Origin of the sequence: Nonomuraea roseoviolacea subsp. carminata (assembly GCF_024172185.1) — a bacterium.
Taxonomy (GTDB): Bacteria; Actinomycetota; Actinomycetes; order Streptosporangiales; family Streptosporangiaceae; genus Nonomuraea; species Nonomuraea roseoviolacea.
In genome coordinates this window covers 3,522,237-3,547,069 of the sequence record NZ_JAMZEC010000001.1, presented here as the reverse complement: position 1 = coordinate 3,547,069, position 24,833 = coordinate 3,522,237, and the positions used below count along the sequence as shown (strand labels likewise).

23 protein-coding genes and 1 tRNA gene are annotated in these 24,833 nt (G+C 72.5%); 14 read left to right on the top strand and 10 right to left on the bottom strand.

All coding sequences use genetic code 11. From position 1 onward, the window contains the following. Nucleotides 1–15: 15 nt before the first annotated feature. A complete protein-coding gene (locus HD595_RS16530; RefSeq protein ID WP_253770010.1) occupies nucleotides 16–237 on the bottom strand; it encodes a DUF6412 domain-containing protein in 222 nt (73 codons plus the stop codon). Nucleotides 238–255: 18 nt separating this feature from the next. Next, entirely contained in the window at nucleotides 256–426 is a 171-nt protein-coding gene (locus tag HD595_RS16525) for a hypothetical protein (protein ID WP_175603853.1), read from the bottom strand. Between the two features lie 93 nt (nucleotides 427–519). On the opposite strand from HD595_RS16525, the gene HD595_RS16520 reads away from it, so the two are divergent. Then, a complete protein-coding gene (locus HD595_RS16520) occupies nucleotides 520–1,218 on the top strand; it encodes a response regulator transcription factor (protein WP_253770008.1) in 699 nt (232 codons plus the stop codon). 25 nt (nucleotides 1,219–1,243) lie between these two features. Next, nucleotides 1,244–2,419 carry a sensor histidine kinase gene (locus HD595_RS16515; protein ID WP_253770006.1) on the top strand — a complete coding sequence of 392 codons (1,176 nt, stop codon included), beginning with the start codon at nucleotides 1,244–1,246 and terminating at the stop codon, nucleotides 2,417–2,419. A 106-nt stretch (nucleotides 2,420–2,525) separates the two neighbouring features. Here HD595_RS16515 and HD595_RS16510 read toward each other — a convergent pair whose 3' ends face one another. Beyond that, entirely contained in the window at nucleotides 2,526–2,924 is a 399-nt protein-coding gene (locus HD595_RS16510; protein ID WP_253770004.1) for a hypothetical protein, read from the bottom strand. A 245-nt stretch (nucleotides 2,925–3,169) separates the two neighbouring features. Here HD595_RS16510 and HD595_RS16505 point away from each other — a divergent pair, with 245 nt between their 5' ends. The 3 genes from HD595_RS16505 (at nucleotide 3,170) to mptB (ending at nucleotide 7,044) form a co-directional block, all read left to right on the top strand. Beyond that, nucleotides 3,170–3,517 carry an STAS domain-containing protein gene (locus HD595_RS16505; protein ID WP_253770003.1) on the top strand — a complete coding sequence of 116 codons (348 nt, stop codon included), beginning with the start codon at nucleotides 3,170–3,172 and terminating at the stop codon, nucleotides 3,515–3,517. A gap of 688 nt (nucleotides 3,518–4,205) precedes the next feature. After that, entirely contained in the window at nucleotides 4,206–4,931 is a 726-nt protein-coding gene (locus tag HD595_RS16500; protein ID WP_253770001.1) for a glycosyltransferase family 2 protein, read from the top strand. A gap of 481 nt (nucleotides 4,932–5,412) precedes the next feature. Next, nucleotides 5,413–7,044: a polyprenol phosphomannose-dependent alpha 1,6 mannosyltransferase MptB gene (mptB, locus tag HD595_RS16495; protein WP_253769999.1), complete on the top strand. Its 1,632-nt coding sequence runs from the start codon at nucleotides 5,413–5,415 to the stop codon at nucleotides 7,042–7,044. Here mptB and HD595_RS16490 read toward each other — a convergent pair. Beyond that, nucleotides 6,926–9,685, bottom strand: a complete 2,760-nt coding sequence (locus HD595_RS16490; protein ID WP_253769997.1) for a hypothetical protein — start codon at nucleotides 9,683–9,685, stop codon at nucleotides 6,926–6,928. The two genes, mptB and HD595_RS16490, sit on opposite strands and share 119 nt — an antisense overlap. 58 nt (nucleotides 9,686–9,743) lie before the next feature. Here HD595_RS16490 and HD595_RS16485 point away from each other — a divergent pair, with 58 nt between their 5' ends. The 4 genes from HD595_RS16485 (at nucleotide 9,744) to serS (ending at nucleotide 13,970) form a co-directional block, all read left to right on the top strand. Beyond that, nucleotides 9,744–11,087 (top strand): glycosyltransferase 87 family protein, encoded by a 1,344-nt coding sequence (locus HD595_RS16485; RefSeq protein WP_253769995.1) that lies wholly within the window; start codon nucleotides 9,744–9,746, stop codon nucleotides 11,085–11,087. Nucleotide 11,088: 1 nt separating this feature from the next. Beyond that, the gene (locus HD595_RS16480) at nucleotides 11,089–11,517 is read left to right on the top strand and encodes a DUF4446 family protein (protein ID WP_253769993.1); all 429 of its coding nucleotides are present in this window, start codon (nucleotides 11,089–11,091) and stop codon (nucleotides 11,515–11,517) included. Nucleotides 11,518–11,519: 2 nt separating this feature from the next. Then, on the top strand, nucleotides 11,520–12,443 hold the full coding sequence (gene pheA / locus HD595_RS16475; protein ID WP_253769991.1) for a prephenate dehydratase: 924 nt from the start codon (nucleotides 11,520–11,522) through the stop codon (nucleotides 12,441–12,443). Between the two features lie 264 nt (nucleotides 12,444–12,707). Beyond that, complete coding sequence (gene serS / locus HD595_RS16470) at nucleotides 12,708–13,970, top strand: serine--tRNA ligase (RefSeq protein ID WP_253769989.1); 1,263 nt, start codon at nucleotides 12,708–12,710, stop codon at nucleotides 13,968–13,970. Between the two features lie 375 nt (nucleotides 13,971–14,345). Here serS and HD595_RS16465 read toward each other — a convergent pair whose 3' ends face one another. Together HD595_RS16465 and HD595_RS16460 are read right to left on the bottom strand one after the other, a co-directional pair. After that, the gene (locus HD595_RS16465; RefSeq protein ID WP_253769987.1) at nucleotides 14,346–14,777 is read right to left on the bottom strand and encodes a hypothetical protein; all 432 of its coding nucleotides are present in this window, start codon (nucleotides 14,775–14,777) and stop codon (nucleotides 14,346–14,348) included. Between the two features lie 144 nt (nucleotides 14,778–14,921). Beyond that, a complete protein-coding gene (locus HD595_RS16460; RefSeq protein WP_043619750.1) occupies nucleotides 14,922–15,125 on the bottom strand; it encodes a cold-shock protein in 204 nt (67 codons plus the stop codon). 250 nt (nucleotides 15,126–15,375) lie between these two features. Between HD595_RS16460 and HD595_RS16455 the strand changes: the two genes are divergently transcribed. Then, nucleotides 15,376–16,176: an HAD family hydrolase gene (locus HD595_RS16455; RefSeq protein ID WP_308211160.1), complete on the top strand. Its 801-nt coding sequence runs from the start codon at nucleotides 15,376–15,378 to the stop codon at nucleotides 16,174–16,176. On the opposite strand, the gene HD595_RS16450 is transcribed toward HD595_RS16455, so the two are convergent. Both HD595_RS16450 and HD595_RS16445 read right to left on the bottom strand, forming a co-directional pair. Then, complete coding sequence (locus HD595_RS16450; RefSeq protein WP_253769983.1) at nucleotides 16,167–16,673, bottom strand: bacterial proteasome activator family protein; 507 nt, start codon at nucleotides 16,671–16,673, stop codon at nucleotides 16,167–16,169. The genes HD595_RS16455 and HD595_RS16450 overlap by 10 nt on opposite strands. A 5-nt stretch (nucleotides 16,674–16,678) precedes the next feature. Beyond that, on the bottom strand, nucleotides 16,679–17,635 hold the full coding sequence (locus HD595_RS16445; protein ID WP_253769981.1) for an NAD(P)H-quinone oxidoreductase: 957 nt from the start codon (nucleotides 17,633–17,635) through the stop codon (nucleotides 16,679–16,681). A gap of 113 nt (nucleotides 17,636–17,748) precedes the next feature. Here HD595_RS16445 and HD595_RS16440 point away from each other — a divergent pair, with 113 nt between their 5' ends. Further along, a complete protein-coding gene (locus tag HD595_RS16440) occupies nucleotides 17,749–20,466 on the top strand; it encodes a MinD/ParA family ATP-binding protein (RefSeq protein ID WP_253769979.1) in 2,718 nt (905 codons plus the stop codon). Nucleotides 20,467–20,491: 25 nt separating this feature from the next. Here the strand turns inward: HD595_RS16440 and HD595_RS16435 are convergent. Beyond that, nucleotides 20,492–20,578 (bottom strand) — tRNA-Ser (locus HD595_RS16435). Nucleotides 20,579–20,635: 57 nt separating this feature from the next. Beyond that, on the bottom strand, nucleotides 20,636–21,481 hold the full coding sequence (locus HD595_RS16430) for an NUDIX hydrolase (protein WP_253769977.1): 846 nt from the start codon (nucleotides 21,479–21,481) through the stop codon (nucleotides 20,636–20,638). A gap of 220 nt (nucleotides 21,482–21,701) precedes the next feature. Between HD595_RS16430 and HD595_RS16425 the strand changes: the two genes are divergently transcribed. From HD595_RS16425 to HD595_RS16415, 3 genes are all read left to right on the top strand, one after another. After that, the gene (locus HD595_RS16425) at nucleotides 21,702–23,123 is read left to right on the top strand and encodes a glycoside hydrolase family 43 protein (RefSeq protein WP_253769975.1); all 1,422 of its coding nucleotides are present in this window, start codon (nucleotides 21,702–21,704) and stop codon (nucleotides 23,121–23,123) included. 91 nt (nucleotides 23,124–23,214) lie between these two features. Next, nucleotides 23,215–23,733, top strand: coding sequence for a SigE family RNA polymerase sigma factor (locus tag HD595_RS16420; RefSeq protein WP_253769973.1), 519 nt, complete (start codon nucleotides 23,215–23,217; stop codon nucleotides 23,731–23,733). After that, a complete protein-coding gene (locus tag HD595_RS16415; RefSeq protein ID WP_253769971.1) occupies nucleotides 23,730–24,830 on the top strand; it encodes a TolB-like translocation protein in 1,101 nt (366 codons plus the stop codon). The genes HD595_RS16420 and HD595_RS16415 overlap by 4 nt, the downstream gene beginning before the upstream one ends. Nucleotides 24,831–24,833 lie beyond the last annotated feature (3 nt).

The following is a 24,833-nucleotide window of genomic DNA, read 5'->3' as shown; positions in this document are numbered from 1 at the left end:
AGACGGCGAGCCCCGCTAGGTGGAAGCGGAGCGGGAGGAGGGCGCTCTGGGCCGGGGCCGGCCGGCGGCCCCGGGGTCGCGCTGGCGCTGGAAGGCCGTGCGGCGGGCGTACACCAGGGGGAAGCTCGGCGCCCGGCCGCCCGCGACGGGCAGCAGCCTGGCGGCCCAGCTCACGAGGAGCAGGACCGCCACCATGGTGACGCCGGCCAGCCACGGGTCCAGCAGGAACAGGGTCACGTCAGCTTCCCGGCGGGATCACCGCGAGGACGTCTTGCCGACCAGCGAGACGGCCACGAAGACGAGCAGACCGATCACACCGATGATCAGTGCCACCTTCAGCAGCCCCACCACCATGGGCAGGACGAAGTTGAACAGCACGAAGAGCGCCAGAAGGGCGCCCAGCACGAGCATGACGACTCGACTCATGAGCACACCGTACGTCCTGCGACCAAGATCCGCGAGGCTTACGAACCGATGACGTGAGTGTCCTGCCGGGACCGCGAGCCGTACGGTGAGAAGGTGAACGCGCGCATCCTGGTGGTCGACGACGACCCCACCGTGGCCGAGGTGGTGGCGCGGTACCTGGAGCGCGACGGCCACGAGGTGGAGTGCGTGAGCGACGGCGCCGAGGCCCTGCGGCGCGCCCTCGCCCGGCCGCCCGACCTGATGGTCCTCGACCTCATGCTGCCCAAGGTCGACGGGCTCCAGGTGTGCCGCAAGCTCCGGGAGCACTGGCCGGTCCCGGTGATCATGCTGACCGCCCTGGGCGAGGAGATCGACCGGGTCGTCGGCCTGGAGACGGGCGCCGACGACTACGTGACCAAGCCGTTCAGCCCGCGCGAGCTGGCGCTGCGGGTGCAGTCGGTGCTGCGGCGGGCGCGCGGCGCGTCCGCGCCCGGCGGCACGGGGGTGCTGCGCGACGCCGACCTGGTGGTGGACGTGGGCGCGCACGAGGTGCGGCTGGGCGGCGCCGAGGTGATGCTGACGGCGCGCGAGTTCGACCTGCTGGCGTACCTGATGCGCAACCCGCGCCAGGCGTTCAGCCGGTCGGCGCTGCTCGACCAGGTGTGGGGATGGTCGTTCGGCGACTCCTCGACGGTGACGGTCCACGTGCGGCGGCTGCGCGAGAAGATCGAGCCCGACCCGACGGAGCCGCGCCGGATCGTGACGGTGTGGGGGGTCGGCTACCGGTTCGAGCCGCTGGAGGCCGGCGGGTGAGCGTCGGGGCGGCCGGATGCCGGGGATGAGCTTCACGGCGGGCCCGTTCGCGCTGGGTGCGGGAGCCCCGAGGGCCGGCTTCGCGGCGGCCCTGCGGACCGGGGCGACGATGGACGACCTCGGGATGATCATCGCCGTCACCGCCGGGCTGGGGCTGCTCGTCGCGCTCGTCGGGGTGTGGGCCATGTGGGGGCTGCGCCGCAGGTCCATCGGGGTGATGCTGGCCGTGGTCATGGTCGTGTCCATCGCGGCCACCCTGGCCGGCGTCGTGGCCATCACCCTCAAGATGATCATCGAGGGCGAGGTCAGGGACATCGTGCTCAGCGTCGTCGCGGTGGGCGGCCTGGTGGGGCTCGGGGTGGCGTACGTGCTGGCCAGAAGGGTCGTGGGCGAGAGCAGGAGGCTGGTCGCCGCCGTACGCGAGCCGCCGTTCACGGCCCCGTCCGGGCTGCCGGCCGAGCTCCAGACGATCGCCGACACCCTGGAGGAGGCGTACGCCCGCGAGCGCGCCCTCGAAGGCGCGCGGCGCGAGCTCGTCGCGTGGGTCAGCCACGACCTGCGCACGCCGCTCGCCGGGATGCGCGCCATGGCCGAGGCGCTGGAGGACGGGGTCGTCACCGACCGGGCGACGGTCGAGCGCTACCACCGGCAGATCAAGCTGGAGGTGGAGCGCCTGTCGGCGCTGGTGGACGACCTGTTCGAGCTGTCGCGCATCCACGCGGGGGCGCTGCGGCTGTCACGCGCCCGGATCGGGCTGGCCGACCTGGTGGCCGACACGGTCGCCGGCGCCGAGCCGCTGGCCAGGGCCAAGGGCGTGATGCTGACCGCCGAGGCCGCCGAACCGGTGCCCGTGGAGGCCGACGCCACCGCGCTGGGGCGGGCGCTGGGCAACCTCGTGGTCAACGCGATCCGGCACACTCCCTCGGACCGGGCCGTGGTGCTGCGCGCGGGAGTGGAGGCGGGGATGGCCTGCCTGTCGGTGTCGGACTGCTGCGGCGGGATACCGGAGGAGGACCTGTCTCGGGTGTTCGACGTCGCCTTCCGGGGCGAGGCGGCCCGTACCCCCACCCGGGAGGGGGGTGGGGCCGGGCTCGGACTGGCCATCGCTCAGGGCATCGTCGAGGCGCACGACGGGATGATCGGCGTGGTCAACGACGGGCCGGGCTGCCGGTTCGAGATCCGGCTGCCGCTGGTGCGTTGAGGGCGTTGAGCTGGGGACCGTTTCCTCGGAACACGGCCGGGCGGCACAGGCGCCGGTGGAACCAGGACGCGGGACGGGATCTTCGGGGACGTCCGGATGAGGGGCTTCATGCGGGCTCGGAGAGGACGTCCAGGGCCCCGCCGAACGACTCCGACATTGCCCGAAATGTCGGGCACGGCCAGCGCCACATGCAGCTCCGGCAGCGCAGGATCGGATGGGCGGAGTCGCTGGTGATGCCGCCGGCGTCGCGGGGCTGATGCAGGTCGAGCAGCCGCAGGGTCAGCTCGGCGAACGTCAGCACCTCCTGGCGGGCGCCCGCCAGGAACTCCAGGTCCTCGATCGCCAGCCGAGTGCGTACAGGGACGAATCCCTCGTGATTGACCAGGCCGCGCAGGCGGCCGGCCTCGTCGTGCCAGGGAGCGGCCTTCTCGGTGCGGACGAGGATGGTCTCCAGGTGCTCGCGGAGCCGTTGACGCTGAGGATCTTCGGGTTCTTCGGTATTCATCAGATACTCGGGCCCGTGGTCGCGCCCAGCCCCTCCTTCTCGGTGCGGCGATCCGTCTCGGTGCGGCATCGGAGCGGTGACCGGACGCGGGTGCCGGGCCGACCCCTTCCGGCCGTGCCGGTGTCACACCGTCAAGCTTCGCGTACTCTGCGTTCCTGTGGAGCCCAAACGGAGGACAAAAACCTGCGGTTCCCCTCTCGGCGTGACAACGTGACCGGAAGGCTCCGCGCCGCTAGCCTGCCCCTGTGGAGCTCAAGGTCTCGACTCGATCACATGCCGGTCAGGCGCTCGTCGCCATCACCGGCGAAATCGACCTCTACACGGCACCCCACCTGCAGTCCGAGTTCACTCGCCTGCTGCAGGACGGGCCCAGCCGCGTGGTCATCGACATGTCCGGCGTGGATTTCTGCGACTCCACGGGGATGAACGTCCTGCTCTCTGCGCTCAAACGCATGAAGGAGCGGGGCGGCGCCCTCGACGTGGCCGCTCCTCGTCCCGCCGTACGGAAGATCCTGCAGGTCACGGGCCTCGACTCGGTCTTCACCGTGTACGACGCGGTGCCGCAGGAGTTCCTGATCACCGAAGGGTCGTGAGGCCGCCCTTGCAACCCGCGTACCCGACCCCCCGGCCCACCACGGACCAGCCGCCCTCGCGAGGCGGGCGCCGTACGACCATGCCGGGTGCGGGCCCGAGGCCCGCACCCGGCGCTATGCGAACCCATGCCCTGGGCGCCCGCCCGGCGCCGGCCCGCCGCATAGGCGCCTTCGGTGGCGGCCAGGCGAGCCTCACGGACACCCCGGACGTCGGCCTGACGGTCGCACGCGGCTGGGCGCGTCCCACCCGCATTCCAGGTGCAAGCCTGGCGCCCGTGCCCGGCGCGGGACGCGGAACCGCGCAGAGTGCGGTGGCGCACGGGGCGAAGTCCTTCGCGGGCACGGAGACGTTCGCGGGCCTGGGTGCCTTCGCGGACACGGAGACTCGCGTGAGTAGGGGGACCCGCGTTAGTGCGGGGACTGTCGGGCGGACGAAGCCCCGTGCATGCGTGTTCCGGGAGACTCCCGTGTCCGGGAAGACCCCGCTGGGCGCCGGGACCTATGTGAGTCCGGCGACTTTCGCCGGCGCGTGGACCTGCACGAACCCGAAGAGGACCTGCACGAACCCGAAGACCTCCATGCGGGCGGGCGCCTTCGGGCGTATGAGGTGCCGAAAGCGGCCCCGCCTCGCTTCTCCTAGGCTGAACCCGTTCCCGATTCCGATCCCGACGACTGACGGGGAGGCGTGGTGAGCGGCGACACAGCGGTCATCATTCCCGCCAAGGACGAAGCCGGACGCATCGGCGCCACCGTGACCGCCGCCCTGGCGCTGCCAGGCGTGGACCTGGTGGTGGTCGTCGACGACGGATCGTCCGACCAGACCGGCAAGGCGGCGCGTGCGGCGGGAGCCCGGGTGGTGCGCCACAGCCGCAACCGTGGCAAGGCCGCCGCGATGGAGACGGGCGCGGAGGCCGTGCGCCTGCTCGACGACGACACCTCGCGCCACTTACTGTTCCTGGACGCCGACCTCGGGGACACCGCCCGCGCGGCGGCCGCCCTGATCACCCCCGTCCGTGAGGGCAAGGCGGACATGTCCATCGCGGTGTTCGCCACGCGCGTCAAGCTCGGCGGCCACGGCATGGTGGTCCGGCTCTCGCGTGACGGCATCCGGCGCGCCACCGGCTTCACGGCCGCGCAGCCGCTCAACGGCCAGCGCTGCCTGACCCGCGACGCCTTCGAGGCGGCCAGGCCGCTGGCGCACGGGTTCGGCGTGGAGACGGCGCTGACCATCGACCTGCTGCGCAAGGGGTTCCGCGTGGTGGAGGTCGAGGTGGAGATGAGCCATCGCGCGACGGGCACCGACTGGCGCGCCCAGCTCCACCGCGCCCGCCAACTGCGCGACGTGGCACTCGCCCTCGCGACTCGCGAGCCCCTAATCACCCAAAACCTCAACAAGCTCCGCCCCAACCGCTGACCCGCTGCGCGCAAACCCGGTCGATCCCCCGCACCCCCTCCACGCCCCGCCGAATCCCGCACGAAACTCCCCCTTCGGTCGGGCTGTTCCGCTGGGACCGGAGGGCGTCTTCGGCCGGTCTCTCCGCCGTACCCCCGCCCGGAAAGTCCGTGAACAAGCGACCGGCCGGTCCCCTCGCCGCGCCGCTGTCATGGGCCGACATCCTCATTGGTCCACAGCCGGACGCGCACAGGCACACGGCTCACCCACACAGGGGGACCTGAACCCGTCCGAAATGAAGCATCGGTCGGGCCCGAAACCGATCCGGACGCCCTCAGACAGCTTTGAGAGCCTTCCACACCCCGCTTCATCCACCAGAAACGCGAAGTTATCCACAGCCTGGGGATAGGCGGACCGGGTGCTCGGACCGGTGTGCTGGAATTTGCGGGTGACTTCGGAGAACGAGAGCGGAAAGCCGAACCTCCGGCTTCCGGGGCCGGCCATGATCGCGATCATCGCATCCCTCCTGCTGACGATCGCCATCGGCCTCCTCGGTCCGTCCGCCATGGTCCCTGACCTCGGCGGCCCGGCCTGGCTGCCGCCGTTCTCACTGGACGTCCGGCCCGACCCCCACCTGGTGATCGCCATGGCCGCGGCCGCCGTCGTCCTCGGCGGCCTGGGTCTCTTCATCGGCCTGACCGCCACCCGCCGCGTCTCTCCCCGCCCCGCAGCCGCCCCCGCCCACGTGCCGAGCCCCCCACACCCCGCCACAAGCGCACCTGATCCCGCCACGGGTCCTGCGCACCCCGCCACAAGCGCACGTGATTCCGCCACGAGTCCTGCTCGCCCCGCCACAAGCGCTCCTCACCCGTCCACAGGCGACTCCAGCCATGTGTCCGCCTCCGCCCGCCTCCTCGTCCTCATCGGTTGCGTGGCCGCCGGTCTGCTCGCGTTCCTGCCGCCCTCCGGCTCCGGCGATCACCTCAACTACGCCGCGTACGGCCGCATGGTCGTCCTGGGCGTCAACCCGTACACCCACGGCGCGGTCGACCTTCCCGGCGACCCCATCGCCCGAGCGGTGGAGGAGCCGTGGCGCGAGGAGCCCAGCGTCTACGGCCCCGTCGCGACGGGCGCGCAGGCGCTGGCGAGCTGGGTCGGCGGAGACTCGCTCCGGCTGACCATGTTCGTGCTGGCCGTGCTGAACTCCGCCGCGTTCGTCGCGACGGGTCTCCTGATCGACCGCTCCACCAGGCATGATCCCGGCAGACGGCTCCGCGCGGCGTTGCTGTGGACGGCCAACCCGCTGCTGCTGTACCAACTGGTCGCCGGCATGCACGTGGACACGCTGGCCGTGGCCTGCATGATCGCGGCGCTCCTCGCCCGTGCCCGCCCGCTCGGATCCGGGGCGCTGCTCGGCCTGGGCGTGGCGATCAAGGTCAACGCCGGGCTCGTGGCGCTGGGTCCCGCATGGGAGCTGCGACGCCGGCCGGGGCGGCTCGCGCTGATGGCCGGCGCGGCGCTGGCCGTGGTGATCGCCGGATACGCCGTCGTGGGCACGGACGCCATCAGCCCCGTGACCCGCACCAGCAAGGCGATCTCCCACGCCTCCTACTGGAAGCTCGTCCAGGGCTGGCTGCAGACCCTGGTGGGCCCGGGGAGCGCCTACCGGGGCGAGATCCAGATCGGCTCGTTGCTGGTCCTGGTCCTCGTCGCCTGGTCCCTGTTCCGCCTGTCGCGGCGGCTGGACCCCGTCGGGTCACCGGCCGCCGGACCCGCCGGGCAGGTCGCGGGCCCCCCGGCCGAGGTGGTGGCCGCCGTGCTGGTCGGCGCGTACGTGTTCGCGACCCCGTACATCCTGCCCTGGTACGACGGGATGGCGTTCGCGCTGCTGGCCCTGGTGGTGGCCACGGCGCTCGACGGCTTCCTGGTCGCGCACCTGCTGGTCCTGTCCCTGGCCTACCTCCCGGCCCGGGTCATCGCCCTTCCTGACGACCTCGGCTGGCTCAGGGCCATGGTCAGGCCCCAGGTCGTTCCGTGGGTGCTGCTTGCTCTGACGGCCGCTCTGGTGTGGTGGGCCTGGAGAGCTGCAGGGCCCGTACGGACGCGGCCAGTGCCAGCGGGACGGCCATCGTGAGCGCCATGGCCGGAATGGCGATCCCCGAGTCGTTGATGAGGAAGCCGATGAACGCGCACGTCAGCGCCCCGAACAGCCCCGCCCGCAGGGGCGGCGCGAGCGCGTACGCCTGGCCGAGCGCCGAGGCGCCCCAGCGAGACGGACGGTCCAGCACCAGGAAGAGGAAGGCCAGCGCCACCACCGACAGCAACGTCAGCGACCAGTTCCCGACGGTCACCCCGATCATGGCGCCGAACTTGCGGCCGACCACGGTCAACGCCTGGCCGTCGATGATCTGCTGGACGAAGTTGCCCAGGTGGGTGCGCTGCGTCGCCGGCCGTAGCCAGTCGAAGAACGCGATGGCGCCGATCAGCACGGCGCCCGCGAACGCCACCAGGAACAGCTTCACGATCGACACCCGGCGACCGGCGAGCATGATCAGGAAGACGGCCAATCCGATCACGAAGGCGGGCACGCCCCCGAAGTCGGCTCCCCACGCCGGCCACCCGTCCGCGAACACCGCCAGGCCCCCGTAGGCGGCGCAGACCAGCAGCGCCATGATCCGCGGCGCGCCCCTGCCCAGGAGCCAGTGCGCGATCCCGGCGAGGCCGAGGATGGTGCCGGTCGCGTAGACGGCGAAGGCGATGTTGCTGAAGCCGTAGAAGCGGCCGCCGGTGACGGGCTCGTACCCGGTGACGGCGTTCACCTGCAGCGTGGAGCCGGTCATCACGTCCGCGAGCAGGGCCACCGAGGTGACGGCCGCGACCACGGTCAGCGGCCCGAGCACGTGCGTCCGCCACGGCCCGCCGAGCGCGACCCCGCTGATCAGCACGGCGATGCCCAGGATGGTGCCGATCACGCCCGCCATCGGCATCGGCAGGCTCCACCAGGGCACGAGCTGCGCCAGGAACGTGGACACGGCGATGGCCCCACTCACCACCGCCACCACCTGCACGACGCTCAGCAGCCGGGACTCACCGGCGACGTCACCGGCGAAGTCCGACCGTCCCGTCGGGGTCGGATGCGGCGTCGGGTTCAGGCGCAGACTCGTGGCCGGGGTCGAAGCCGAGCTCGGGTTCGAGTTCGAGGTGGGGGTCGGGGCTGGAGCTGAGTCCGCAGGGGAGTGGGCTCGGTTGCCGGGGGACTTGCGGCGGCGGCGGAGGGCGAGGGCCGCGAAAGCGTAGAAGAGGAGCTGCACCGAGACGAAGACCGCGAAGAACGGGCCGCGCACTTCGCGCAGTACCTGGCTGGCCAGGTCCGCGTCCGCCAGCTCCGCCACCGTCTCGGCCGTCGTGGCCGGGGCCGGGCCACCGTTCTCCCAAGCCCGGCCGACGACCTGACGCGGAGGCTCCAGCCCGAGCGCCCCGATCGCCGTGGCCGTCAGATCGGTGATGGTGACCAGGGCGTCCTGGCGCGTGGAGGTGGCGGTGAGGTGACCGTGCCGGTAGATGCCTGCCGAGCCGGGGCTCCTGACGGCCACGCCGGCGGGGCTACCGGCGGGGCTATGGGTCTGGCCGGCCGCGCTGGCGGGGCTATGGGCCTGGTCGGCCGCGCCGGCGGGACCGTGGATCTGGTCGGCCGCGCCGGTGGCACTGTGCTTCTCATCGACTGTGCCGGCGGGGCTGTGGGTCTGGGCGGTCGTGCTTGACGGGCTCTGGCTCTGGGCCGGGGGAAGGGCCGTGGTGGGGTCGGTGGTGGCGGTGGGGCCGGTGGCGAGGGCCACGTGGAGGTGGGCGTTCGGGGTGACGTCCGAGATGCCCGCCACCAGAGTCGTCGTGCCCGCCGGGAGCCGGGACAGGAGGGTCCCGATCTGGCGGTCGGCCTGCGCGGCCGCCTCCCGTCTGGTGGCGGTGGGCATGGGGGTCGGCACGCCGTACTCGTCGAGGGGCTGGCGGAGCCAGGCGTCGGCCAGGGGGGAGACGTCCTGGACGATCAGTTGATAGGAGGAGAGGTCCGGCAGGGCATCGGCTGACTCGGCGTATGCGGTGATATTTCCGGCCTTGTCGGCGGCGGCCAGGGCCGCGCCCGGGCCGATGGCCGCCACCCGGCCCCCTCCGTCGGTCACCAATTGACCGAGCGTGCCGAGCTGCGCGTCGTACCCGGTCTCCGACTGGTACGCGGCCAGCGCCGCCCATCCGGGGACGCCGGCCCCCTCGCCGTTGCGCTGGGGCTTGGGCGCGGCGGGGCAGCCCCGGCCGGGCGTACCGGAGCGCTGACCCGCCGAGACGGTCAACCAGCCCGCCATGGGGCAGGTGATGCCGCGGTCGGGGGGCGGGACGGCACGTGTGGACAGCGACGCGGACCCGGCCTCTCCGGTGAGCTTCCACAGGTTGGGGGTGCGGGAGGGGTCCAGGTCACTCCATTCGAGGCCGGGCACGCCGATGAGGGCCACCCGGCCGGTCGACTTGCGCCGTTCAGCCATCTGGTCGGTCGGCTCGCGCCGCTCGGCCTCGCTGGTTGTGGCGTACGTGGAGGTGGCGCCGATGCCCTCGGCGCTCGTGGAGACGGAGGGCGCGGTCGTCGTGGTCGCGGAGGCGGGCCGGGCGATCAGCGGGCTCAGGAAAGCCGTCGAGCCGAGGACGACCGCCGTGACTCTTGAGGCGGCGGACAGCCACAGGGGCCGCTGAGCACGTGAGCGCGCGCTGAACGTGGCATGCGGCATGTACGGGACCCCCGGTGTCTGACCCTCGATGGCAACAGCCACGGTAACGTGCCACACCGTGACAGGTGGCGAGACGTCGGTGCGCCGGCGGCAGTGGTGGGCGTGGGCCGTGGCGGCGGTCGTCGTGGCGTGGGCCGTGGCCCCCCTCGTGCTGCACTGGCTGACGAACCCCGACGACCAGCGCCTCGTCGACCTCGATGTTTACCGTACCGGCGGCCAGGTGCTCCTGGACGGCGGCGACGTGTACAAGTACTTCACCCCGGCACCCCAGCTCCTCCCGTTCACCTATCCGCCGGTAGCGGCGATGCTGGCCGTGGCACTGGCGGAGATGTCGTGGGGGACGGCCCAGTGGGTGTGGACGGCCGGGATCTTCGTCACCCTGGCCGTGACCGTGGGATTCGCCTTCCGGGACGTGCTCACGCGGCCTTACGGGAGCACCCGGGGCGTCCCCATCGAGCAAACCGGCGGTGGTGACGTGACCGCCCGCGGCTCCACAGGTTTTCCGGAAGTGCTCCGGCGCGTCCTGACCGGCGGCACCCGGCACGCCCCCTGGCTGTTCGCGTTCCTGATGGTGGCGTGCACGTACCTGATGCCGATCCGCGACCAGGTCCGGTTCGGACAGGTGGACATCATGCTGGTGGCCCTGTGCCTGGCCGACTGCGTGGCGCGGCGGCCGTGGTGGCCGCGCGGGTTCCTGATCGGGCTGGCCACCGCCGTCAAGCTCACTCCCGGCGTCTTCCTCGTCTACCTGCTGATCACCCGGCAGTGGCGGACGCTGTTCATGGCGTCGTTCGTGACGGCGCTGCTCACGCTGCTGCCGTTCGCGGTGATCCCGAGGGACGCGGCCGGCTTCTGGTTCTCGGCGCTGTTCGATCCCAACCGGCTCGGCTCGAACGCGGGCACCACCAACCAGTCCATCCGCGGCATGCTGATCCGCCTCTACATGAACGACACGCTCACGGCGGTGCTGTGGGTGGCGCTCGTGGCCGTGGTCGGCTGGTACGGCTTCCGCGCCGCCCGCGACGCGTACCGCGCGGGCGATCACGTCGCCGCCGTCGCGCTCGTCGGGCTGATGGCGGTGCTGCTGTCGCCCGTCGCGTGGATCCACCACCTGGCCTGGGTGGTCGTCGTGCTGGGCGCGCTGGTGGGCGACGGCCGCGATCCGGTACGGCTGCGGGTGGCCGCCGGTGTGTGGCTGTACTACGTGCTGCCCATCCCGTGGTGGGGTGTGGCGCTGAAGGCGGCCGAGATCCCGGTGCTCAGTCCCGTACTGGGCAAGATCGTGCAGAACGCGTTCGGGCTCGGCGCGCTGGCGCTGGTCTGGCTGCTGGCGTCCTGGCTGCCGAAACGGCGGGCCGTCCAGCCCTCGCCAGGCGCCTTGCCCGCCCATTACCCTCTGTAGCGTGCTGATTGCCGTGGGGATGTGCGCCGCCGCCGCGACGGGCGGCGTGGTCATGGGCTACCTGACGCTCCGGCGGGCGCGCGAGGAGATCGACGACTGCCGGCGCATGCTCGTCCGGCAGGCGTCCGCCACCGCCGGCGACCTGAGGGCCATCCGCGACGTGGCCGTGTGCCGGTACGACGCCCTGGAGGAGATGGCCGGCCGCCTGTCGTTCTCCATCGCGATGATCAACGGTCTGGGCGACGGCATCGTACTGACCTCGATCAACGGCTGCTCCGAGACCCGCACGTACGTGCGGAACGTGGTGGGCGGCAAGGGGGAGCAGCCGCTGTCGCCGGAAGAGGAGGAAGCGGTGCGGGCCGCCCGGCTGGGGCTCGGATCGGTCACGGCAAAGCCGCGCGCGGCCCGACAAGCTGCGGATACTCTGTAGTCATGCCCAGACTCGCCTATCTCGGACCCGAAGGTACCTTCACCGAGGAAGCCCTGCGGCTCCTCGACCCCGTCGCCGAGCGCCTGCCCTGCGCGACCGTGAGCGCCGCGCTGGCCGCGGCCCGCGGCGGCGAGGCCGACGGCGCCGTGGTGCCGCTGGAGAACTCCGTCGAGGGCGCGATCACCACGACGCTCGACGAGTTCGCCTGGGGCGAGCCCCTGCTGATCGACGCCGAGCTGCTGCTGCCGGTGCGCTTCTCGCTGCTGGCCAGGCCCGGCACGGAGATCCCGCACATCAAGCGCGTCTACACCCATCCCGCCGCGATCACGCAGTGCCGCGCGTTCATCTCGCGCGAGCTGCCGGACGCGGTCGTGGTGGCGGCGCCTTCGACGGCCGCCGCCGCCCAGGAGGTGTCGCTGCCCGGCTCCCCGTACGACGCGGCGATCGCGGCGCGCATCGCGGGCGAGCACTACGGCCTGGTGGAGCTGGCCGGCGACGTCGGCGACCGCACCGACACGGTGACGCGGTTCGTCAAGGTGGCCCGTCCCGGCCGTCCGCTGCCCGAGCCGACCGGCGCCGACCGCACCACGCTCGTCGTCTTCCTGGCCGACGACCACCCCGGCGCGCTGCTGGAGATGCTGACCGAGTTCTCGGTGCGCGGCGTCAACCTGACGCGCATCGAGTCGCGGCCCACCGGCGACGGCATCGGCCGCTACTTCTTCCACTTCGACTTCGAGGGCCACGTCGCCGACGCCCGGGTCGGCGAGGCCATCGCGGGCCTGCACCGCATCTGCGGCGAGGTGCGCTTCCTCGGCAGTTATCCGCGGGCCGACGGGGTCGAACCCCGGGTCAAGCGCGGCACGACGGACGAGGAGTTCGCCGAGGCGGGCGACTGGCTGGCCAGGATCCGCGCCGGCCAGGTCTGACGCCGCTGGTGGCCGGCCGGGATCCGCGCCGGTCAGGTCCGGCGCCGCCCCCTGATCACGTGGGCGCCGCCCTCGTCCACGCCCCGGCCCCGGTCCGCGCGGGTCAGGTCCAGTGTCCGCCCCGGTCGTGGACTCGCGCGGGCAGGTTCGACACCCGTTCCGGTCGTGGACGCGCGCGGGTCGGGCCGGGTGCCGACACGGCGCGGGACACGGTGCGGTTAATCGAGGGGCGAGGAGACGCTTCGCGCCGGTAGCCTTTTCCTTGTGATTGACCTGCGTACCCTTCGTGAGGACCCCGACCGGCTCCGGGCGTCGCAGCGTGCCCGCGGTGAGGACGACGCCGTCGTCGACACGCTGCTCGACCTCGACGAGCGCCGACGCTCCGCGCTGACCAAGTTCGAGTCGCTGCGCGCCGAGCAGAAGAGTTTCGGCAAGTCGGTCTCCAAGGCGCAGGGCGAGGAGAAGGCCGCGCTGCTGGCCCGGGCCAAGGAGCTCGCGGCCGAGGTCAAGGCCGCCGAGGCGGAGGCCGAGGCGCTCGGGGCCGAGCTCGACGAGCTCATGCAGACCGTGCCCAACATCGTCGAGGAGGACGCCCCGCACGGCGGCGAGGACGACTACGTCGTCCTGGAGACCTTCGGCGAGCCGCGGCAGTTCGACTTCGAGCCGCGCGACCACCTGGAGCTCGGCGAGCTGCTCGACGCCATCGACATGGAGCGGGGCGCCAAGGTGTCCGGCTCGCGGTTCTTCTTCCTCAAGGGCGTCGGCGCCCGGCTCCAGCTCGGCCTGCTCAACATGGCGATGCAGCACGCCATCGCCAACGGCTTCACGCCCATGATCACTCCGGTGCTGGTCAAGCCGGAGACCATGCAGGGCACGGGCTTCCACGTGGCCCACGACAAGGAGATCTACCGCCTCCCCGAGGACGACCTCTACCTGGTCGGCACCTCCGAGGTGGCGCTGGCGGGCTACCACGCCCAGGAGATCCTCAACGCCGACGAGCTGCCGCTGCGCTACGCGGGCTGGTCGTCCTGCTTCCGCCGCGAGGCGGGCTCGTACGGCAAGGACACCAGGGGCATCATCCGGGTCCACCAGTTCGACAAGGTGGAGATGTTCTCCTACGTACGGCCCGAGGACTCCCGCGAGGAGCACCGGCGGCTGCTGGCCTGGGAGAAGGAGATGCTCGACGCCCTGGAGCTGCCCTACCGGGTCATCGACACGGCGGCGGGCGACCTCGGCATGTCGGCGGCGCGCAAGTTCGACTGCGAGGCGTGGATCCCCAGCCAGGGCCGCTACCGGGAGCTGAGCTCGACCTCCAACTGCACGGAGTTCCAGGCCCGGCGGCTGGCGGTGCGCTTCCGCGACAAGGACGGCAAGCCGCAGCACCTGGCGACGCTCAACGGCACGCTGGCCACCACCCGCTGGATCGTCGCCATCCTGGAGAACCACCAGCAGGCCGACGGCTCGGTCGTCCTGCCCAAGGCGCTGCGCCCGTACGTGGGGCTTGAGGTGCTGGAGCCGCCGAAGTAGCCGGACACGCGCGGCCCGGGGCACGTGACACTCGTGCCCCGGCGCCTCGACCCGTCCCCTCTTGAGAGGGCTCGGTCTGGATCGCGGTTCCTTGAGAGAGGCCCGCCCACAGGTCCGCCTGAGATCCCCCGGCCCGCCCACAGGTCGGCCCCAGGTCCTCCGATCCGCCCACAGGTCCGCTCCAGGTCCCCCAGCCCCGCCCCAGGCTCCGCCTCCCCGAACGGAGGGCGGTCCGTGGCAGGGCGACAGGCTGGTCTGTCTCAGGGCGGAGGGCGGTTCGCCTCGTCGCCCAGGAGGGTGGTGCGTCTCAGAGCGGCGTGTCTCCCGGCGGGCGGTGTCCGCCAGGACGGCGCGCGGCATCGATGGCGGCGCTCCTCAAGACGTCCTCCCGCAGAGCCTCACGCCTGACGAGGACGGTGACCCCGGCCACCACCCCCAGGGTGAGCACGACCGCGGCGGCCACCGCCTGGCCGTAAGGGCGAGCGCGGGCAGGGCCAGGAGGTCCGTGGGATCGTCCAGGACGTGCGAAGGACCCGCCACGAGGGTGAAGAGATGGGAGGCTGCCTCCGCGCCCGTCTGCGTCGTCTTGGCGAGCGTGAAGAGCGCGCCGGTGAGCAGGGTCGCCGCCAGATCGGCCCGTCTCCGGAAGAGCAGGGCGGCCAGTGGCGGCGCGACCACGAGCCCCGCGACGTCGCTCAGCTTGCCCGTGACGAACCCGGGCCAGGTCTGCTTGAGCAGGTGGTCGTTGAGAAGCAGGACCACCACGCCGGCCACGGTCACCGGATGGCACAGCCACGCGTACCTCATACCGAGGTTGATGATCGTCCGGGGGTGCGGGTTCGGCGGTACGTGAGTTGAGTCACATTCGTGATCAGGAAAGCAGGCGGACCCGGGAACGCGAAAGGCCGGGGCCCGCTGGAAGCGAACCCCGGCCTATCTCGCTGCTACAGGTCAGATGGCACGGACCTGGGAGGCCTGCGGCCCCTTCTGGCCCTGCGTGATCTCGAACTCGACCCGCTGGCCGTCTTCAAGGCTGCGGTAGCCGTTGCCGACGATCTCGGAGAAGTGCACGAACACGTCCGGCGCACCGCCGTCCGGGGCGATGAAGCCGAAGCCCTTCTCAGCGTTGAACCACTTGACGGTTCCCTGAGCCATAAAAGCTCTCCCTCAGGATGTGAATCTATGGGACCCGCACCTCGCGGGTCCCGGTGTGTCGTACAGCAGCAACCCGGGGTGGCTCAGACAAAGTCATGCTGGTTTTCACTACGGGATCAGCTAATACAACGCCTCCACATCTAACACCATTCTGGCGCGTCGGTGTTCCCGTCCCTGGGAAGATTTCTGGCCGGCGGCATCACCCGGCAAACTGGAACGTGTTATGCAGAGTCTCCCCGCGCCGCGTCTCGTGGCCACCGACCTCGACGGCACCGCCCTGCGCGCCGACGGAACCATCTCTCCCCGCACGGCCGCGGCCTTCGCCAGAGTCGAGGAGGCGGGCGCCATGCTGGTGTTCGTCACCGGCCGGCCGCCGCGGTGGATGAGCGGAGTGGCGGGTGCGCTGCGTCACCGTGGGCTGGCAATCTGTGCGAACGGGGCGCTGATCTACGACCTGCATACGGAACGCATAGTCGAATCGCACCTGATCGCGGTGGATGTACTGGAACAAGTCGTCGCTCAGCTAAGAGCGAACGTGCCCGAACTCGCATTTTCGGTCGAGTATGAGGGGGGATTTGCGCATGAGTCCCAATTCCCGCTCGGCGGATGGGACAGCAAGGCCGTCGGCGGCCTGCGGGTCGGCGCCGGCACGCTGACGTCGCAGCCCTGCGCCAAGCTGCTCGCCCTCCACCCCCGCATGGACCCCGACACGCTCCACGCGACCGTCCACGAGCTCGTGGGGCACCTCGTGACCGCCACGCACTCCAGCGGCCGCAGCCTCATCGAGATGAGCGCTCACGGTGTGACGAAGGCCACGGCGCTGGCCGTGCTCGCGGAGCGGCACGAGATCAAGCCGTCGGAGGTCGTGGCGTTCGGCGACATGCCGAACGACCTGCCCATGCTGAGCTGGGCAGGCACGTCGTACGCCGTGGCCAACGCGCATCCCGACGTGCTGGCCGCGGTCGATCACGTGACGGCGGCCAACGACGACGACGGTGTGGCCCGCGTGCTGGAGCGGCTCTACGCGCCGCCCTCCCCGGACTACAGGTAGGGGCCGGAGCCGCCGGGCGGGGCGTCGCCGTGCGGCACGCCGGGCAGCGCCCTGCGCATCTGCTCCAACTGCGCCCGGGCCGCCATCTGCTGCGCGAACAGCGTGGTCTGGATCCCGTGGAACAACCCTTCAAGCCAGCCCACGAGCTGCGCGTGGGCGATGCGCAGCTCCGCGTCGCTCGGCGGCGTGCCGTTGTCGTCGGTGAACGGCAGCGACAGCCGTTCCAGCTCGTCGACCAGCTCGGGCGCCAGGCCGTCCTCCAGCTCCTTGATCGAGGACTGGTGGATCTCCTTCAGCCGCTTGCGGCTGGCCTCGTCCAGAGGGGCCGCGCGGACCTCCTCCAGGAGCTGGCGGATCATGCTGCCGATACGCATGACCTTGGCGGGCTGCTCGACCAGGTTGGTGACCGAGCGCTCCTCTTCACCACTGTCACTCTGCCCCTGGAAGTCGGGACCGACCACCACGATGCGAGAGGTGTTGTTGTCCTCAGCACTCATAGGTTTCACCGTACTAGCAGGATCTTGCCGATGTGTTCGCCGGAATCCAGCATGCGGTGCGCCTCGGCCGCGTCGCTCATCGGCACCCGCGCGTGCACCACGGGACGCACCGCCCCCGCGCCGACCAGCGGCCAGACGTTGTCGGCGACGCTGCGGACGATGACGCCCTTCTCCTCGACGGGCCGGGCGCGCAGCGTGGTGCCGTGGACCGACAGGCGCTTGGTCAGCAGGACGCCGAGGTCGATCTCGGCCCTGGCGCCGCCCTGGAGGGCGATGATCACCAGCCGGCCGCCGGGGTTGAGCGCCTTGAGGTTGCCGGCCAGGTAGGAGCCCCCGATGATGTCGAGGACCACGTCGGCCCGCACCAGCTCCGAGAAGTCCTGCTCGCGGTAGTTGACGGTCTCGTCCGCGCCGAGCTCCCGCAGCCGCCGCAGCTTGGCCTCGCTCCCGGCCGTGGTCACCACCTGGGAGCCGAGCGCCTTGGCGAGCTGCACCGCGAACGTGCCGATCCCGCTCGCCCCGCCGTGGACCAGCAGCGTCTCGCCCTTGCGCAGCCGGGCCAGCATGAAGACGTTGGACCACACCGTGCAGGCCACCTCGGGCAGCGCCGCCGCGTCCGCCAGCGGGACGCCCTCGGGCACCGGCATCACCTGCTCCCACGGCACGGCCACCCGCTCGGCGTAGCCGCCGCCGGCGAGCAGCGCGCACACCTCGTCGCCGGGCGCGAGGCCCGGAACGCCCGCGCCGACCTCCGCCACCACGCCGGAGACCTCCAGCCCCGGGTACGGCGGGGCGCCGGGAGGCGGGTCGTAGAACCCCTTGCGCTGGAGGACGTCGGCTCTGTTGACCCCGGCCGCGGCCACGTCGATGACGACCTGGCCCTGCTCGGGGCGCGGGTCGGGCACCTCACGCCACTCCAGGACCTCTGGGCCGCCCGGCCGGACGATCTCGATGGCTCGCATGGCACCACCGTAACCGGGCAAAGAAGTTGTGGGTTGCCTGCGACCATGGGAACACATGGCGTTAATCTTCAGAATATTTGCTGCCCCTTTACACCCACCCGAGGGGGAACACGGTGGCGAGACACGATCGCGAGGAATCGCTCGAGGAGCAGCTCGCCTGGCTCGACGCGATCAAGGAGACGGAGGAGGCGCCCGTCCCGGGCGGTTCCACCGGTTCCGGTGACGACCGGTCCGCCTCGCCGTACCCGCAGGACCCGTGGCGGTCGGTGACGCCGCCGGAGGCGCCGCCGCAGCCGCTGTTCCGCGCCGCGGCCGGGTCGCTGTACGACCCCGAACCGCCATCCGGCGCGGAGGAGGAGGCGGGCGACGGCTCCACGCAGTGGCTGGAGCCGCCGTCGCCGTTCGGCCGGACGCCGGGCTACGAGCAGACCGCTGGGTACGACCAGACCTCCGGCTACGAGCAGACCTCCGGATACGAGCAGACCTCCGGGTACGACCAGACGTCCGGATACGGGCCGGAGCGAGAGGGGCTTTCGGGCGCGTTCGGCGAGGCGTCGGCCTTCGAGACCCCGGCGGCGCCGTTCGAGGCGCAGCCACGCGACGACCGCGACGACCTGCCGCAGGCCGGGCCCGACGCGTTCCTGGAGCCGCTCAAGCCGCTGCCCCGGGCTGACGACGGCGACACGTACCCCTCGCTGCCCGAGCCGCGCCCGGCGCGCGAGGGTGACGGCCCCGCGGCAGGGGGGCGGGCGGCGGACGAGCGCGCCGGGTGGCCGGAGCCCCTGGAGTGGCCGCTGCCGCCGGAGCGCTTCAGCGCCTTCGACGCGTACCCCTCCGAGACCCACCCCACGCTGACGCCTCCGTCCGCCGAGTCCGGCCCTTCCGCGACGTCCGGCTCCGGCGAGGTGCCGGACCCGTCCGCGACCGCCGGCTCCGCCGAGGTGTCAGACCTGTCCGCGACCGCCGGCCCCGGCGAGACGCGCACGTCCGAGCCGGGCCCCGCGGAGACCCCGTCCGCCGAGACCGCCCCTGCCGACGATCCCGACTCTCCGGACGCGACCTCTCCCAACGTGCGGCCCCCGTCCGCGTGGGACCCCCGACCGGTGCCGCCGTCCGACACGCCGCTGTTCGCGCCGCGCCCGTCCGAGGCGCGCCCGTCGGACGAGGCGCGCCCGTCGGGCGAGACGCGTCAGTCCGGCGAGGTGCGTCCGCCGGCCGAGGCACGTCCGGCCCACGAGGTACGCCCCTCGGACGAGGCCCGGACCGCCGGGCACGCGCGATCCACCGAGCACGCGCGATCCACCGAGCACGCGCGATCCGCCGAAAGCACACCAGCCGCCGAAGACGCGACGACCGCCGGCGAGACCCGGCCCGCCGCCCTGTCCCGCCCCCGTGACGACGAGGCCGAGCCCGGCCACGCCGCGGCCCGCCCCCTCGACGACGAGGACGGGCACACCGTCGACGTCCGGCCCCTCGCGCACCCGCCCGCGTTCGGCGCGCCGTCCGGCCGGGGGGCCGCCCAGGGCAGCGCGCTCGACCGTCCCGAGCCGCCCGACTACCCCGAACCGGCGCGCGACCACCCCCGGCCGCCCGCGACGCCCCACCCGACCGCGCAGCGCACCGAGCAGCCCGTACAGCGCACCGAGCCGACCGCGCAGCGCACCGAGCAGCCGATGCAGCGGACAGAGCCGACCGCGCAGCGCGCCGAGCAATCCCTACAGCACGCCGAGCCTCCGGCGCAGCGGCCCGAGCCGACCGTGCAGCGGGCCGAGCCGCCGGCGCAGCGCGTCGAGCCGCCGGCGCCCAGGCCGCGCCGCCCCGCCCCCGTCCCGGTCTTCAGCGCGTCCCCGCGCCCGCCGGTCACCGGCAAGCCGACCGCCGAGAGCCTCGATCCCGAGACCCTGCTGCGGGGCCGCCGCAACGCCCCCTCCAAGGGCTGGCGGCGCCTGGTCTACAAGGCGTCGGGCGGCTGGATCAAGCCGGGCGAGCCGCCGGAGGTGCGCCGCCGCCGCGAGCTGCTGTCCAGGGCCCGCACCCCGGTCGCCACGGGGCACCACCGCGTGGCCGTCCTCAGCCTGAAGGGCGGCGTCGGCAAGACGACGACCACGGTCGGCCTCGGCGCGACGCTCGCCTCGACGCGCGGCGACCGCGTCATCGCCGTCGACGCCAACCCCGACCGCGGCACCCTGTCCGACAAGCTGGTGCTGGAGACCTCGGCGACGGTCCGCGACCTGCTCAACGAGCGCGAGCAGGTCAAGAGGTACGTGGACATCAGGGCGTTCACCTCGCAGGCGCCCTCGCGGCTGGAGGTGCTGGCCTCCGACCGCGACCCGTCGGTGTCGGAGGCGTTCAGCGGCGCGGACTACCAGGCCGTCTCGCAGGTGCTGGAGAACTTCTACTCGATCTGCATCACCGACTGCGGCACCGGGCTGCTGCACTCGGCGATGGGCGGCGTGCTCGGCCTGGCCGACCAGATCGTGCTGGTCAGCTCGCCGTCGGTGGACGGCGCGCGGGCCGCGTCGGCGACGCTCGACTGGCTGGAGGCGCACCACTACGGCGACCTGGTGCGCGACGCCACGGTCGTGCTGTGCAGCGTCCGGCCGCGCACGAAGTCGGCGGTCGACATCAACAAGCTGGAGGCCCACTTCGCGGCCCGGTGCCGGGCGGTGATCCGCGTGCCGTACGACCCGCATCTGGAGGAGGGCGCGGAGATCGACCTGGACCGGCTGCAGGAGCCCACCCGTGACGCCTTCCTGCAGCTCGCGGCGTACGTGGGCGACGGGTTCGCCGGGGTGAGGGGGGCGATGGCGGCCCCCGGGGCGCGCGACTAGGCAGCCCGGGGACGCGGGAACCGAGCGGAGGGTGTGGGATTCGAACCCACGAGGCCATCGCTGACCTGGCCGCTTTCAAGGCGGCTGCACTCGTCCACTATGCGAACCCTCCAGTGCGCACACCACCTTAGCGGCTGGCGTGCCGCCGGGGTACCGTACCGGCGGGCTGCTACCGGTCGAGCTGCGACAGCAGCCATCGGGGGCCCGCGGTGGCGGCGCCGAGGTCGGTGACGCGCTCCTTCAGGCCCCGGTCGGCGGTCACGACGAGCACGCGTTCCCACGGCCGCGCCCGGCGGACGACCTCCACGATCGCGTCGTCGCCGCTGCCCGTGGCCGCCACCACCTGGACGCCCGGCACGTCCGGCACCTCGCGGGCGCCGCCCTCGACGACGGCCACGATCCGCGGGTACCAGCGCTCCAGCACGGGGTGGGTCAGGCCGAGCCGTGACACGTCCTCCAGCAGGCGGGTGGCGGCGCCGAGCCGGTCCTTCCACCAGCCGTGCTCGGCGCGGGCGCCGACGATGTTGGCCACGTCGAGGACCAGCGTCTCGGGCCGCAGCTCCTCCTGGACCTCGCCCCAGGTCTCGGCGAAGCCGGGGTGCAGCCGCTTCGCGGAGATCTCGGGCAGGCGCAGCCAGCGCAGCTCGTCGCTCTCCCGGTTGGCGGGCGCGGCGGGCAGCAGCTCCGGCGCCTCGGCGATCACCGTCTCGAACGCCCATCCGCCGTGGTCGTCCACGTACACGCCCTTGACCCGCAGGGCGTCGCCGGAGAGGGCCACCTCCTCACGGGCCTCGCGCAGCGCTCCGGCGACGGCGTCCTCGTGACTGTCGAGCGCGCCGCCCGGCAGCCCCCACGTGCCGCCGTGGTGGCTCCACCACGAGCGCTTCTGCATGAGCACGTACGGCACACCGTGCGCGTCGTGGTGGACGGCCAGCAGCCCGGAGGCGCCGTGCAGCCCCCAGTGCCGGTGGCCCCGGCCGCACTCCGTCCAGCCGTCGCCGTCGCCAGCCGCCATGGTCCCGATTCTCCCCCCGCTCATGGGCGCGTTCCGACAAGCCCAGGAAGTCTCAGCCTAGGTGGCCCGGTCGTCAGCCGGGGGCGCGTGGAGACGTCCGCGCGGCCGTTCAGAGCTTCGGGAACGGTCGTCGGGTGGGTCGCGAGCGGTTGACGTCACCCGCGCGGTGGCGGATCGTTTCCTGCAACCGGTTGCACCATCGAATCTGGAGAGTTCCACCGTGGCTGCCTTCTACCGCAACCCCGTGCTCAACGCGGACTGGTCCGACCCCGACGTGATCCGCGTGGGCGACGACTTCTACCTGACCGCCTCCAGCTTCACCAAGGTGCCGGGGCTGCCGATCCTCCACTCGCGCGACCTGGTCAACTGGACGATCATCGGCCACGCCGTGACCCGGGGGTACGCCGACGTGCGGCCCGGCTGCGGCGTGTGGGCCCCGTCGCTGCGCCACCACGACGGCCGTTTCTGGATCTTCTACGGCGACCCCGACGTGGGGATCCTCCAGGTGAGCGCCGCCGACCCCCGCGGCCCGTGGACCGAGCCGCACCTGGTCAAGCCCGGTCTCGGCCTCATCGACCCGTGCCCGCTGTGGGACGCCGACGGCCAGGCGTACCTCGTGCACGCCTGGGCCAGGAGCCGGGCGGGAGTCGGCAACCGGCTGACCCTGCACCGCATGTCGCCGGACGCCCGCGAGGTGGTCGACGAGGGCGCCCTCGTCGTGGACGCCGACCTGCTGCCCGGCTACCGCACGCTGGAGGGCCCCAAGCTCTACCGGCACGACGGCCACTACTGGATCTTCGCCCCGGCGGGCGGCGTGGCGACCGGCTGGCAGTCGGTGTTCCGGTCCCGCTCGATCTTCGGCCCGTACGAGGACCGGATCGTGCTGGAGCAGGGCGGCACCGACGTGAACGGCCCGCACCAGGGCGGCTGGGTGGACACGCCGTCCGGTGAGCACTGGTTCATGCACTTCCAGGACCGTGGCGCGTACGGGCGGGTCGTCCACCTCCAGCCGATGCGGTGGCGGGACGGCTGGCCGGTCATGGGCGCGGACGGCGTGCCGGTGCCTGGCGGTCCTGTGCCGGTGCCCGGCGGCGAGCCGGCCGCGCCGGCCACGTCCGACGACTTCGCCGGGCCCGCGCTCGGCCTCCAGTGGAGCTGGCAGGCCGACCCCGACCCGTCCTGGTGGGAGCTGCGCGACGGGACGCTCCGGCTGACCTGCGTGCCCGGCCCGGCGGACCTGCGGGAACGCCCGGCCGTCCTCACGCAGCGGCTGCCCGGCGAACCCTGCACGGTCACCACGCGGGTCACGCTCAAGGGCGCGGGCCGGGCCGGGCTGGCCGTCGTCGGCCACACCTCCGCCTCCGTGACGGTCGAGCCGGCGCCGGACGGGTCCGCCGTCGTGCGCGCGGGCTCCGCCCGGTTGAGCGTGCCCGAGGGGACGGCCGTCACCCTCGGCGCGCGCGTCGGCGAGGGGGCGGTGGTCACGTTCCTGGCCGACACGGGGGACGGCCCGCGCCCGCTCGGCGAGCCGTTCCACGCCACGCAGGGCCGCTGGGTGGGGGCCGTGCTCGGCCTGTTCGCCGAGGGCGACGGGACCGGACAGGCGGTCTTCGAGGGGTTCGCCGTGGACATCGCGAGGTAGGCACCCGGCGCCCCCGCACCGAGGCATGTGACGGGCACCTGCAACCTTTCGCCCGCCGGGTGGCGTTGGCAACGGGCGAGAGGAGATCATCTTGGATCGTCACGACGGCTTCCGCGAGTTCGTGCTCGCCCGCCAGCAGGCACTCATGCGCACCGCGTACCTGCTGACGGGCGACGCCCACCTCGCCGAGGACCTGCTGCAGAGCGTCCTGATGAAGGTGGTGCGGCAGTGGCACAAGCTGTCGAAGGACGGCAACCCCGAGGCGTACACCCGCAAGGCGCTGGTCAACCAGTACATCTCCTGGAGACGGCGGCCACGCCCCGAGGTGCCGAGCGGCGACCCGCCCGAACGCGGCCTCTCGCACGACGACGCCACGCTCGACCGCATCGTGCTGCGCCAGGCGCTGGCCAAGCTGGCGCCCAGGCAGCGGGCCGTGATCGTGCTGCGCTTCCGCGAGGACCTCAGCGAGGCCCAGACGGCTGAGCTGCTCGGCTGCTCCGTCGGCACCGTCAAGAGCCAGACCCATCACGCGCTGGCCCGGCTGCGCGCCGTGGCGCCCGAGCTGGCGCACCTGCTGTCCGAACAGGAGATCGTGGAGGTGGCCCGGTGACGCGGCTGCGGCAGACCCTGAACGACATCGCCGACGAGGCGCCCCTGGTCAACCTGGCCGACACGGCCATCGCCGGCTACCGCAGGCGCCGCCGCTTCACCACGGGCGCGGCGGCCCTGGGCACGGCCCTGGTGCTGGCGGCGGCGACGGCCGCCACCACGGTCCCCTGGCAGCGTCAGCAGCCGGCCGCCTCCCAGGACGCCGGCACGGTGCCGGACCTGCCCGCCGGGAAGATCGGCCCGCTCAGTCACGCGTACCGGACGCGGTGCGAGATACGCCCGCAGCGGACCGTGAACTGCGACGAGGTCGAATGGCGGGTGGTCACCGCCGCCGGGACCACGTACCGCGTGCCGCAGGCGCTCGCCATGACCACCAAGAACTGGAGCGTTCCGGTCTCGATCAGCCGGGACGGGCGCATGCTCGCCTACTACAGCCGTCAGGCCCAGGCCCACGTGGTCCGCGACCTGGTGACCGGCGCCGAGACGACCTCTCCCGTCACGGTCGAGGAGGACCGGATCGGCATCGGCAGCATGCTCGTGGTCTCCGACGACGGCCGGTACGTGGTCTTCGACCCCCGCGAGGGCAGCAAGGACCCCGGGACCCTGATCGACGTGCGGACCGGCAGAACGGCGCCGGTGAACGGCAAGTACGAGGTGATCAGCGTCAAGGGCGGAGTCGTCGAGCTGGTCCGGTACGTCAAGACGGACCTGTGGCTGATGCCCGTCACCGGAGGCGGCAAGCCGGTGCGCTTCAAGGGCCCGTACATCATGTTCAACGAGGTGAGCCCCGACGGCCGCACGGTGGCCGCCGTGCGATGGGGCCAGGGAAACCAGGATGTCATGACCCTGCTCGACGTCAAGACAGGTCGGGTCGTGCGCAGGCTCACCATGCGCGGCCTGCCGAAGGACAGGTTCGCCCACCTCATGAACACGGGTCCATGGGTGAGCGGACACGAGTTCACGGTGGTGTACGGAGCGGTCGGGGGGCGCGCCGCCACGTACGCGGTGGACGCCGGCACGGGCCGGACCCGGCGGCTGACCGGCTACGGCAAAGCGGGCTCCCTGGTCGTGCCGGGCGTCACCGAAGTGAGCCAGTAGCGG